Raw genomic sequence first — 11,825 nt, 5'->3', positions numbered from 1 at the left:
AATAACTTCCCGCCAGATTTAGGTAATGAATTACTAAACTATTTAGACAAAGGATAGACTATGATTTATGCAAATCCAGGTACAGCGGGTGCCTTAGTTAACTTTAAAGCGCAATATGGTAACTATATTGGTGGTGAATGGGTCGCCCCCATTAAAGGCCAGTATTTTGATAACAAAAGCCCGGTAAACGGCAAGGTGTTTTGCCAGATCCCTCGTTCGAGTAAAGAAGATATCGAATTAGCGCTCGACAAAGCGCATCTCGCTAAAGCCGCCTGGGGTAGTACCTCTGTAGCGGCACGCAGTAACATTTTACTGAAGATTGCTGATCGTATGGAGCAAAACCTAGAGATGTTAGCCGTCGCGGAATCTTGGGATAACGGCAAAGCCATTCGTGAAACCCTGGCCGCCGATATACCACTGGCAATTGATCACTTCCGTTATTTTGCTGGGTGTATACGCGCCCAAGAAGGCAGTATTGGCGAGATTGACGAAACCACTGTTGCCTACCATTTTCATGAACCACTGGGCGTGGTTGGCCAAATTATTCCGTGGAACTTCCCGATTTTAATGGCCGCATGGAAACTTGGGCCAGCACTGGCGGCCGGTAACTGTGTGGTATTAAAACCTGCCGAACAAACGCCCGCCTCTATTTTAGTGTTAATGGAATTAATCGGCGACTTACTGCCAGCCGGGGTGCTGAATGTGGTCAATGGCTTTGGCAAAGAAGCCGGAGAAGCCCTCGCAACCAGCAGCCGTATTGCCAAAATTGCGTTTACCGGCTCTACGCCTGTTGGCTCGCACATTTTAAAGTGTGCAGCAGAAAATATTATTCCGTCTACCGTTGAGCTTGGCGGTAAATCGCCAAATATCTTTTTTAACGATGTGATGGATAAAGACGATTCATTTCTTAGCAAAGCGATTGAAGGTGCGGTGTTGGCCTACTTTAACCAAGGTGAAGTTTGCACTTGCCCGTCACGGCTGTTTATTCAGGAAGACATTTACGAGCAATTTATTGCGCGCATTTTAGAGCGCACACTACAAATTAAGCGCGGCAACCCACTGGATAGCGAAACCATGGTCGGCGCTCAAGCCTCCCAAGCACAGTTTGATAAAATTTTAAGTTACATTGAAATCGGCAAACAAGAAGGCGCTCAGGTACTGACCGGCGGCCAGGTTGAACAGCTAAGTGACGACTTAAACGGCGGCTATTATATTCAGCCCACCATCTTGAAAGGCACTAACGATATGCGGGTATTCCAAGAAGAAATTTTTGGCCCAGTGATTTCGATGTCAACCTTTAAAGATGAAGCCGAAGCCCTGCAGCTGGCTAACAGTTCAGAATTTGGCTTAGGCGCTGGGGTTTGGACGCGCAATATGAATCGCGCCTATCACTTTGGTCGTAAAATTGAAGCCGGTCGGGTGTGGACGAACTGCTACCATATGTATCCGGCGCACGCGGCCTTTGGTGGCTATAAGAAATCCGGTATTGGCCGAGAAACCCACAAACTGGCACTGAATCATTATCAGCAAACCAAAAACTTATTGGTCAGCTACAGTGAAGATCCGTTAGGTTTCTTCTAGCCAAAGGTTTTGCTAACCCCATAAAAAAGAATTGATAAACCGCAGCCGGCACGCATTGTCATTAAAGCGTGCCGTTTTTTTACAACTTAAAGTTAAAAATATTTGACATGATGACAATTAAGGCAAACACTAAGTTGGATATAGCTACCATAAAACTGACTTACCCTAGGAGAGCCATATGCTATTACTTGAAACAATGCCGTATCGCGAGAAAGTGGCTTGGTTGTCGCTTTGCGCCATGTTGCTTACCTTTGGCCCCTATTTTAGCTTAGTCGCAACGGGCTATTTTCCTGCACAACCGTTGCCTGATCTTCGGCAGTTAATCGGCTATGCCATTACGGTAGCTATTCAGCTGACGTTATTGGGTATTGGCCATCTTTTATTACGGTTCTTTAACCCAGCGGAAGCTAAGCTGCAGCCAGATGAGCGTGATACTGCCATTAAACAGTACTCGGTTAGCATAGCGTATTATGTGCTGATTACCGGAATGATTTTAGTCGGCGTGGTGATGCCCTTTTCTAACAGCGGTTGGGATATTGTCAACGCAGCACTCTTTATGATTGTGTTAGCAGAAATGGTGCAATATGGCATGGTAGCGGTCAGCTATCGTAGGCAAGCGGCATGAACGGTAGCTTATCTAATAATATTCGCTTACAACGCTTCATGCATGGTGAAATGACGCAAGCAGAATTGGGACAACGGGTTGGCGTCACTCGCCAAACCATTGCCGCCATTGAAGCAGGTAAATATTCCCCTTCTCTCGAAGTCGCGTTTAAGATCGCCGCTGAATTTAAATTGCCTTTGGAGGAAGTGTTTCAGTGGCAAGGCTAAACGCTAAGCGCAAAGTAATGGACTAAAACCGGCATCAAATCGTACCGGTTTTATGCCATAGCGCTTATCGCAAAATCCTGATTAGCGCATCACTGCCGATTCGTCAGATACACCGGAATAATCGCCACCGACTCGGGGGCGGTTACCGCAAAACTGGCGTTGGCAGCAATATTACCACCGGCACTGTTCAAGATATTATCAAATCGTAACACGCGGTTATTCGACTTTTCGGCAACATACAAATGCGCACCGCTATACATAATATCGACCGGATTACCGAGCAAGGTATTCGCGCCACTGATATTAACGGCTATATTGGTTAAGCCATCAGCACTGCTGGCATTATTTAGAATATAAATTTTACCATCGGTAGCATCGGCCGCACTGCCCACATCAGAGACCATTAACGCATCACTGGCAAAATCATAATCAATACCATGTAAATTGGTTGGCGCTGGTACAGCAACACCGGAGACCGCGGGGGTGATCATACGATCTGCAGTGCTAATGACACTACTACCCGCTAGCCATTTCGCTCTAACTTGATTAAACACCGCAACACTGCCATTGGTTAATGCGACAAAAGCACGATCTGTAGTGGGATCATAATCAACATCCCACGGTTGGGCCGGAGCGGTGTTTAAGGCTAGTAGTGGTGCGGCATTACCGCTAGCACAGGCTGAATAAATGAATACGCCTGGTGTTGCCGCATTATTTTCAGCCACAAAAATCAAACCTGAGGCAGAATCAACATCTAAGCCTTTGGGTGAAATTAAGCCCGTGTTACTTCCGGTAATGATCCGATCTTGCGCCGCAGAATATTGCTCGCCTAGGCGCATAGTCGCGACACGGTTAGAAATCACAATGCCACCGCTAGTCGCCGTATCAAAAGTGGTGTAACTGTCACCTGCCAAATCAAAGGTAACGCTTTCAATATTTTGTAGCGCATTATATTGGCCTAAGTTACTAGTTAAAGGCGCATTTAATCGGCTTATTTGCCCTGTTGTCGGGCCTGTTGCCGCGGGATTACTGGATACCGCAACACCAAGTAACACAGCAGCACTGCTGATATCAGATATATCTGCGTCTTGGCGCGAAGCGGTCAGTTCAACTAGTGCTTCAGGTTTAATGGCGCTGGTTGTTAAATCAGGCGCAATATCACCGCTTGCACCTGCAAAAATATTGGCATACACCAAAATGGCATCATTGGCTTTTTCGGCAATGCGTAATTCGCTGCCCGATAAAATAATATCTACCGGATTACCCAGTTTAGTTGCGGGGCCTTTAATGACTCGGCTAGGCACAACATTGCCATCGACCAATGATATGTTATTAAGTACAAAAATGGCACCATCAGTGGCATCGGTAGCACTGCCAACATCCGAAAGAACCATTTTATCAGATAAACGATCGTAGGCAATCCCATGTAAATTAATCGATTGTTTAGCCCCATTGCTATCAACCGGGGTAATATTGCGTGTTGGCATCGCGGCATAGTTACTTGCAACATAATTATCGTAAACCGACAGTACGCCATTTGTTAGCGCCACATACAGCCTATCGTTATTGTCATCGTAAAACAGATCCCACGGCATCGCATCGGTGGTGGTGGTAGCTAACGGCGCGACATCCCCTGCCGCGGCGCCGCCATATACGGTGACTTGCATTGCAGTTTGATCGGCAATAAACACTAAACCACGCATCTGAGAATAGGCAATTCCTTTAGGATTAACTAAACCGGTTGTTGCACCGGTAATTTCCCGATCACTATTTAGGTTAAACGCAGCGCCATCAGCACGTTGAGCTATTTGACAAAAGGTTTTTAGACTACCGTTCATGCTGTCACCGGCTTGCACTAAATTGCCCAGCGGATCAAGCGCCACTCCTTCATTATTTAAGCCGGTTAAACGTTTCAGCATAGCGGCATTTTGGTTAACCACATCCACGGTATTGCGGTTATCCGTGCCATTGTTAGCGATAAGAAAATTAGCGGCGGCGAAACCGGGCTGGCCATTGTTTCCTACGGGACCAGGCTGGCCTGGTTGCCCTGTAGCGCCCATTTCACCGGGAGCACCATCATCACCATTACAACCCGATAAAGCCAATAACATGGCGAGAGCTAATGCGCTTAAAGCTAATGGCCCTGTCGGCCGAACTAATTTGGATGTTGTCATGACGTTGTCCTTAAGTTTATCAACTGAGTTTGATGAGTGACATAGCTATTGGCTTTGCTGATAAATGCTCATCTTCAATTGCAGTAACGACCCACTTGAATAATTAGATGCAACTATTTTGATATTTTTTTATAAATTAAATTGGTAATTTAAAACTTGTTTAATATCAGTATGTTTGTTGGCAATTCGCACCTGACCTTCATTCGCGATACTATAAGTGATTGATTTAAGAATATTGTACTTACACATTAAGGAGCCATTTTGAGCGAGCATAACACCACGCTTTGGCTGCCACCTCAGCAGCAAAATCATCAGAATGTCGAACGACAAGTCGGGGTTGAATTAGAATTTGCTGGCTGCCAGCCCGAGTCGATTGTCAATTGTATTACTGCAAGTTTCGGCGGTAAGGTAATTAAACACTCGATCTTCAACTACCAGATTAAAGACAGCCGTGTAGGCGATTTTCGGCTGGAACTCGATGCTGAACTCTTGCAAAAGATCGTTGCTACAGAAGAGAGTGCGCAGCAAAGCAGTGCTATTTATCAAGCGGCTGAACAATTATTGAAATCGGCAGCCGAGCAACTGGTGCCTTGGGAAGTGGTCGCGCCACCTATCAACATCAGTCAGTTGGCTGAATTGCATGCCCTCTTTCTTTGTTTACGCGAAAATGGCGCGGTAGGCACACGCAAAGCCGCACGTTATGCCTTCGGTTTACACTTAAACCCTGATCTGCCTGATCTTCAGGTGACAACCTTAGTCAGGTATCTGCAAGCCTATATGTGTTTGTATGATTATATTTATGCTGAAGAAAACATCGACCTCGTGCGCAAGCTTACGCCCTATATCGATAACTTTAACAAAGACTATATCCTTAAGGTGGTAGACCCACAGTATCAACCTGATTTAGATAACTTTATTCGCGACTATATGGCGTACAACCCTAGCCGCAATCGCAGTTTAGATTTACTACCATTAATTGCGCACATCGATGAAAAATGGGTAGACACGCATCCAGAGCGCGCTTTAATCAAGGCGCGGCCCACCTTGCATTACCGCTTACCCAACTGCGATATTGATAACCCGAATTGGGATCTATCAAAACCCTGGCAGCGCTGGCTTAAAGTTGAACAACTGGCGGATCAGCCCAAACGGCTAGCACAATTTATCGATGAGTTTCGTGCCGACTATCAACGCTTGACGCGCGATCTTGATAAAAAATGGCTAACGCGCAGTACAGAATTACTGCAAACGTTAGGCTAACGCAATGATGAAAAACGCAACCAAACCGCTCATCGCGGTAACTGGTCCACGTAAACGCTTACCCATTGGTTGGTGGGCTATCCGCTTTAATCTATGGCTAGTGGGCTTGCGCGGTATTTATCTTTACCCTGGTGGGCCAGAGCTGAACCAGCCGATCAGCGGGCTAGTCATTAGTGGTGGCGATGATATTCATCCTGAGCATTATGGTGAGGGTGCACGCGAAACCAGTCGTTATGACCCCGCTCGCGATAAACTGGAAATGACCCTGCTTGAACAATATCTCGATTCGGGGCTGCCCATTCTCGGCATCTGTCGCGGCGCACAGCTGCTTAATATTGTGGCGAACGGCTCGTTACATGCCGATATCCGCCCTGATCGCCAGAAAACCCCCAATGCCTATACCGCATTACCAGTTAAAGAAATCACGGTGGCACCGGAGAGCCAACTGAGCCATTGTGTCTCGCCCAGCCGCTTTAGTGTCAATAGCCTGCATAACCAAGCAGTTAAACGTTTAGGCGATAACCTGATTATTACCGCCAGAGATGCCGATGGTTTTGTGCAAGCGATTGAGCATAAGCATCGATTTGTGGTGGGCGTGCAATGGCATCCCGAGTATTTACCCTATCTGCCCGCACAACGTGAGCTGTTTCGCTGCTTTGCGCGGGCGGTAAAGCGCTTAAGCAAAGGCAACAAGGCAAATTAAACAAATAATAAAGGGGATGTCTGCCATCCCCTTTCGCCTTATTACACTTACGTTTTAAAGATTATAACGCGCTATTGATACTGCTAATCAAGCTGTTAATACGCTCAGCATTTTTACCAACATCACTTCTACCGACGCGTGATTTACTGCGAATATCCAACAAGCGCATCTCGCCGTTATCCACCACGCGAATAATCACATCATCTTTAAAGCCGAACCATGCCGTGGTGTGTGTCGCTTCGATAATACCGGCTGCGCGGTCAACATTGACGATTTCCATGCCGTAGCTTTTCACTGCAGCTTCGGCTGCAGCAAACACTTGCTCAAGGCTTTGGGAATATTGCTGGGTCGCCAGCTCAGGATAGGCAACACGTTGCTGCTCGGCCGTTTCTTCGCCAGCATACGCGACCGGGTTGGGGGCATCTGCCCGCAACGGGGCAATGGCAATAAACTCAGGTGGATTGACTAAGTCGGTCGAAATATCATGAATAGGCGGTACTGAACGCGCTTTATTTAATAAACTGACGGGCACTGCCACCGCAAATATAGCCAACAAAGCTGAGGCCGCGGCTAAACCCCAATTACTATTTTTACGTTTCAGCACTAAGTACACTAATAACAGTACTAAGGCTGCACCTCCCACATAAACGCCATAACGCAGGCCAGCAAAAGCCGTGCTCAGTGCAAAAAGGCCATATTTGTACAACAGGCCAGGCAACACTACCATTAAAAAGGCAACGAAACTGACCAAAATCACTAAAATGTTCATACGGTGTATCCTATTATTGTTTTAGCTGTCGATGAAATACCAGCAGTTAATACTAGCAGGGATCGCATCTGGACTTATGTTAATCTTATAAACTTAGGCTTTAATCGGTAAAAGACGTTTTTAGCCACTTTGCGCCAAGCGCGATGTGGCGAAGCCTAGGCTTGAGAAAGCGCAAGGCGGCTTAACTAAAAACCTCTTAAAATCAGCAAAATATGCGATGAATAATTGCGACTAAGCAGTTATTCTGTGCAAAAAAGTTGCTATAGTGTACTGGACTAACCTTTAGGATTATTGCCAACGATGGATAGCTCGCTAGAACGCGATGAACGAATTCTGATTATTGACGAACAAGCCTTGTCACAGAGCTATTTACGCTATGCCTTAGAAAAGTTGAGCTATCAAGATATTACGGTGGCCGATCGGCCGCAACTTGCCCTTACCCTGTGTCGAGAAAATCATTACGATCTGATTATTTGCTCTTACAACCAAGGTGAAGGCAAAGACGGTTACCAGCTTTACGAAGAACTCAAATTTAATGGCTTACAAAAATACACCACCGGTGTCATTTTTATCAGTGCTGAAACCGATCCTACCCTTGTGCACAGTGTTATTGAACTGCAACCCGACGAGTTTTTAGCAAAACCTTTTGCCATTAAAGACTTGCAGGTGCGTATCGAGCGGGTCTTAAAACGTAAAGAACAGCTTCGCCAACTCTATCAATTATTAGATGCGCAAAACCATGATGCCGCTTTAAGCTTTATTGATGAGCAACTTTCTGATGCCAATCAGCGCAAGTGGTTTCCGTTATTATTAAAGCTCAAGGGCGATATTTTATTAAACTTGGCGCGTTATAAAGAGGCTGAGCAGTACTTTCAAGCGATGCTGGCGATCCAACCCTTTAACTGGGCGCGCATGGGCTTGGTGCGCTGCTATTTAAAATTGGATAAAGAGTCGCAGGCTTTTAGTGAGTTAGAAGCGATGCTGATGCGTTCAGACAGCCGCTTATTTGCTTTAGATCAGCTTGCCGAATTAGAGTTTAAACAAAAACGTTATCAAGAAGCGCAACAGCATCTGATTGATGCCACCGATTTAGCACCACGCAATTTATTACGCCAACAACAGCTATTTCATATGTCGCGTTTAAATCATGATTATGAATCGCAATACCGTGCGGCGAAAGACATGGTTAAATTTGCACGGTTTTCAATTTTCGAACAGCCAGACTTATATCTTAATTTGGCCAGAGCCAGCATTGATTTCGCGCTGAGCAGCGAAGATGAAGAACAGAACGTGAGATTAAATCGCCAAGCTACCCAGAGCTTACTCAGTTTACAAAAACAGTTTAATAAGCATGAACTGTCTGAGCAGCAACATATCATCCAAGCGCGGTTGCATTATTTACAAGATAATAAAGAAAAGGCCAAAGCCTTACTGCGGGGTTTAAAAGTCGATACGCCCATTCAGTCATTAGAAGATGCGCTCGATAAAGCCAAAGCGATGCATGAAGTAGGCTTAACTGAAAATGCTGAACATTTATTTGAACAGATAAGTGATTATTGTCTGAAAAACCAAGCGGATCCGATGTTAAATGCTTATCTGCAACAAGAAAAAGCTGAACGCAAACAAATGCAACTGGGCCCACGCGAACTCAACAACAGTGCGGTGCAGTTATATCAACGTGGACATTGGGAGCAAGCATTTGCCGCGTTCTCATTAGCTCATCAAGTGATGCCTAAAAATGCGGGTATTGCGTTAAACTTGTGGCAAACCATTCTGACTTCACCGCGGCCGTTGTGCCCAATCAAAGAACAAAATAAGTTATTACGTCAGTGCCAGCGAATTATTGAGCAAGCGATGCTAAAACCCGATCAGCAACAACGCTATGATCAGCTTAAACATAAACTGAAACCAGCCGCTAATCTTTAGTTACCGGTAACGGCCACTCCCGAAACACCTCTGGTAAGGTACGCGAGCGACACAGCCAGCCAAAGCCTAGCCCAAGCCCTACTAAGGTAAACAAACGCCATGGGGCATCTAAAATGGCATCGTCTGGCAGATCATAAAGCGTATAGGCCAGATCAGCACAACAACAAAGCAGTAAAATGGGTAAACCATAACGCCAGACATGCCGCCAGCCGGCATGACGTTTATCATTGCGCTGCGACAAGGCGGCAACAATCAGTAAAACGGGTAACGCCAATAAGCAAGCGATCAGAAAATCTTGCTGCTGCGGATAAAAGAGTTTCAACATATCTTTTTGCTGCGCAGGTACGGTTAATACCAAGACCCAACTTAGATAGGGCCGCAGCAATAAAATCAGTAACCAATATAAACGCATTGGTACAGGGACTAAGCCGTATTTATCTAATAATGGCCACTCTTTCATCAGCATGCTCGCCAACACAACATCGCTATTACTGCCCACACTGCAAATAAAGATTACGCATCGACAAGCCCATGTTGCTGAAACAATTGCAGCATATCAGCTTCATCCCACACAGGCACATTGAGCTCATTCGCTTTAACCAGTTTCGAACCGGCATTGTCTCCCGCAACTACCACATGTGTTTTGGCAGAAACCGAGCCCGAGACCTTGGCACCTAAACGTTGCAATAACGCTTTTGCTTCATCGCGGCCCATGCTTTGTAAGGTTCCAGTCAGCACCACGGTTTGCCCCGCTAAGGGTTGCTCCGTTGCTGCAACTTTACTCATGGCAGGCCAGTGCACACCTTGGGCCAGCAAATCGGCGACTACGGCCTGATTATGTGGCTCAGCAAAGAAATGGCCCAGATGCTCTGCCACTACTGAACCGACATCACTGACCGCTAATAATTGCTCGTTGCTCGCTTGCGCTAAGGCATCTAAGGATGCAAAGTGCGTGGCTAAATTCAGCGCAGTCGCCTCACCGACTTCACGAATGCCTAAAGCATAAATAAAACGTGCTAGGGTTGTGGTTTTAGCCTGCTTAATCGCCTGCAACAGCTTTAATGCTGACTTTTCGGCCATCCGCTCTAACCCCAGCAAAGACGGCATATCTAAGGCAAAAATATCGGCCGGTGCTTTCACCAGTGCATGATCGACTAATTGTTCCACGAGCTTATCGCCAAGACCGTCAATATCCAGCGCTTTGCGCGACACAAAGTGCTTTAACGATTCTTTTAGCTGTGCCTGACAACTTAAACCGCCGCTACAACGTGCCACGGCTTCACCACTGACGCGTTCAATATGTGCCTGACAAACTGGACAACGACTAGGGAATTGCACCGGCACAGCATGCTCAGGCCGCTGCTCTAACACCACACCCACAATTTGTGGGATCACATCTCCCGCCCGGCGAATAATCACTTTGTCACCGATTTGCACACCAAGACGGTTAATCTCATCCTGATTATGCAAGGTCGCATTACTGACGGTAACACCACCCACCGACACAGGTTCAAGTCTGGCAACAGGCGTAATGGCACCAGTGCGGCCAACTTGAAAATCAACATCAAGTAAGGTTGTTAGCATTTCTTGGGCTGGAAATTTAAATGCAATGGCCCAGCGCGGTGCTCGCGCAACAAAACCCAGAGCCTGTTGCTGCGCTAAGTTACTGACTTTAATCACTACGCCATCAATTTCATAAGCCAACTCGGCACGTCGCGTTAAGATCTGCTGATAATAATCCAGCACCGCCGACTCTCCCGTCACTAACTGAATTTCCGGACAGACCGGTAAGCCCCACTGTTTTAATTGCTGCAAACGCTGATAGTGACAGGCACTATCTAACAGCTGAGTCGGATCTTCAACTTGGCCTACGGCATAGGCGTAAAACATCAGTGGTCGAGTGGCAGTGATGGCCGGATCTAACTGGCGTAGGCTGCCTGCAGCGGCATTACGTGGGTTGGCAAATAACTTATCACCGCGTTGCCGTGCCTGCTCATTTAAGCGGGCAAACCCCGCAAGCGGCATAAACACCTCACCCCGCACTTCAAGCACTGCTGGGATCGACTCGCCTTTTAGCTGTAATGGAATGGCTCTAATGGTTCTGATATTGCTAGTAATATCCTCGCCGGTGTAACCATCACCGCGTGTGGCTGCTTGAACTAACTGACCGTTTTCGTAGCGTATACTCACCGCTAAACCATCCAGTTTTGGCTCACAACAAAAGCTAAACTCACCGCTGAGATCTAGCCTGTCACGCATGCGCTTGCTAAAGGCGCTCAGATCTTCTGCGGCAAAGGCATTGTCTAAAGACAACATCGGTAAGCGATGCTGTACCTGCGCAAACTTCGCCAAGGGGGCACCGCCCACCCGCTGTGTCGGTGAGTCTTGGGTAATGAATTCAGGGAACTGTTGCTCTAGCTTTTGCAGCTCACGATACAGACGATCATATTCCGCATCAGGGACAGTCGGCGCATCCAGCACATAATATTGATAATTATAGTCTGCCAGTTGTTGGCGGATAGCAGCGCATTGCTGTTCAGCTGTTGGTTTCATAAGCGGGCCTAACTCTCGACGAAAAACG

At 46.7% G+C, this 11,825-nt stretch carries 10 protein-coding genes; 6 read left to right on the top strand and 4 right to left on the bottom strand.

Annotated elements, in window-relative coordinates; translation table 11 throughout:
- Positions 1-60: 60 nt before the first annotated feature.
- From exaC to JAO78_RS03255, 3 genes are all read left to right on the top strand, one after another.
- Entirely contained in the window at positions 61-1,581 is a 1,521-nt protein-coding gene (gene exaC / locus JAO78_RS03265) for an acetaldehyde dehydrogenase ExaC (RefSeq protein ID WP_226749910.1), read from the top strand.
- A gap of 178 nt (positions 1,582-1,759) precedes the next feature.
- On the top strand, positions 1,760-2,206 hold the full coding sequence (locus JAO78_RS03260; protein WP_226749909.1) for a hypothetical protein: 447 nt from the start codon (positions 1,760-1,762) through the stop codon (positions 2,204-2,206).
- On the top strand, positions 2,203-2,412 hold the full coding sequence (locus JAO78_RS03255; RefSeq protein ID WP_226749908.1) for a helix-turn-helix transcriptional regulator: 210 nt from the start codon (positions 2,203-2,205) through the stop codon (positions 2,410-2,412). Before JAO78_RS03260 ends, JAO78_RS03255 begins: the two co-directional genes overlap by 4 nt.
- A gap of 89 nt (positions 2,413-2,501) precedes the next feature.
- On the opposite strand, the gene JAO78_RS03250 is transcribed toward JAO78_RS03255, so the two are convergent.
- Positions 2,502-4,586 carry a collagen-like triple helix repeat-containing protein gene (locus tag JAO78_RS03250; RefSeq protein WP_226749907.1) on the bottom strand — a complete coding sequence of 695 codons (2,085 nt, stop codon included), beginning with the start codon at positions 4,584-4,586 and terminating at the stop codon, positions 2,502-2,504.
- Positions 4,587-4,847: 261 nt separating this feature from the next.
- On the opposite strand from JAO78_RS03250, the gene JAO78_RS03245 reads away from it, so the two are divergent.
- Both JAO78_RS03245 and JAO78_RS03240 read left to right on the top strand, forming a co-directional pair.
- Complete coding sequence (locus JAO78_RS03245) at positions 4,848-5,846, top strand: amidoligase family protein (protein WP_226749906.1); 999 nt, start codon at positions 4,848-4,850, stop codon at positions 5,844-5,846.
- Between the two features lie 4 nt (positions 5,847-5,850).
- Positions 5,851-6,549, top strand: coding sequence for a gamma-glutamyl-gamma-aminobutyrate hydrolase family protein (locus tag JAO78_RS03240; RefSeq protein ID WP_226749905.1), 699 nt, complete (start codon positions 5,851-5,853; stop codon positions 6,547-6,549).
- 61 nt (positions 6,550-6,610) lie between these two features.
- Here the strand turns inward: JAO78_RS03240 and JAO78_RS03235 are convergent, their stop codons facing one another.
- Positions 6,611-7,318 carry a DUF1499 domain-containing protein gene (locus JAO78_RS03235; protein ID WP_226749904.1) on the bottom strand — a complete coding sequence of 236 codons (708 nt, stop codon included), beginning with the start codon at positions 7,316-7,318 and terminating at the stop codon, positions 6,611-6,613.
- Between the two features lie 300 nt (positions 7,319-7,618).
- Between JAO78_RS03235 and JAO78_RS03230 the strand changes: the two genes are divergently transcribed.
- Positions 7,619-9,244 carry a response regulator gene (locus JAO78_RS03230; protein WP_226749903.1) on the top strand — a complete coding sequence of 542 codons (1,626 nt, stop codon included), beginning with the start codon at positions 7,619-7,621 and terminating at the stop codon, positions 9,242-9,244.
- Here JAO78_RS03230 and JAO78_RS03225 read toward each other — a convergent pair.
- Both JAO78_RS03225 and ligA read right to left on the bottom strand, forming a co-directional pair.
- Positions 9,234-9,704, bottom strand: coding sequence for a DUF2919 family protein (locus JAO78_RS03225; RefSeq protein WP_226749902.1), 471 nt, complete (start codon positions 9,702-9,704; stop codon positions 9,234-9,236). The two genes, JAO78_RS03230 and JAO78_RS03225, sit on opposite strands and share 11 nt — an antisense overlap.
- Before the next feature lie 53 nt (positions 9,705-9,757).
- Complete coding sequence (ligA, locus tag JAO78_RS03220) at positions 9,758-11,797, bottom strand: NAD-dependent DNA ligase LigA (RefSeq protein WP_226749901.1); 2,040 nt, start codon at positions 11,795-11,797, stop codon at positions 9,758-9,760.
- Between the last annotated feature and the right edge of the window lie 28 nt (positions 11,798-11,825).

The organism is Alishewanella maricola (genome assembly GCF_016343785.1).
Classification (GTDB): domain Bacteria; phylum Pseudomonadota; class Gammaproteobacteria; order Enterobacterales; family Alteromonadaceae; genus Alishewanella; species Alishewanella maricola.
The sequence above is the reverse complement of the archived record's forward strand: the minus strand, read 5'-3'. Positions and strand labels throughout refer to the sequence as shown.

Coding starts and splice junctions, on each gene's coding strand:
- JAO78_RS03235 (WP_226749904.1), bottom strand. CDS start 7,318: ATGAACATTTTAGTGATTTTGGTCAGTTTCGTTGCCTTTTTAATGGTA.
- JAO78_RS03250 (WP_226749907.1), bottom strand. CDS start 4,586: ATGACAACATCCAAATTAGTTCGGCCGACAGGGCCATTAGCTTTAAGC.
- JAO78_RS03230 (WP_226749903.1), top strand. CDS start 7,619: ATGGATAGCTCGCTAGAACGCGATGAACGAATTCTGATTATTGACGAA.
- exaC (WP_226749910.1), top strand. CDS start 61: ATGATTTATGCAAATCCAGGTACAGCGGGTGCCTTAGTTAACTTTAAA.
- JAO78_RS03260 (WP_226749909.1), top strand. CDS start 1,760: ATGCTATTACTTGAAACAATGCCGTATCGCGAGAAAGTGGCTTGGTTG.
- JAO78_RS03225 (WP_226749902.1), bottom strand. CDS start 9,704: ATGAAAGAGTGGCCATTATTAGATAAATACGGCTTAGTCCCTGTACCA.
- JAO78_RS03240 (WP_226749905.1), top strand. CDS start 5,851: ATGATGAAAAACGCAACCAAACCGCTCATCGCGGTAACTGGTCCACGT.
- ligA (WP_226749901.1), bottom strand. CDS start 11,797: ATGAAACCAACAGCTGAACAGCAATGCGCTGCTATCCGCCAACAACTG.
- JAO78_RS03255 (WP_226749908.1), top strand. CDS start 2,203: ATGAACGGTAGCTTATCTAATAATATTCGCTTACAACGCTTCATGCAT.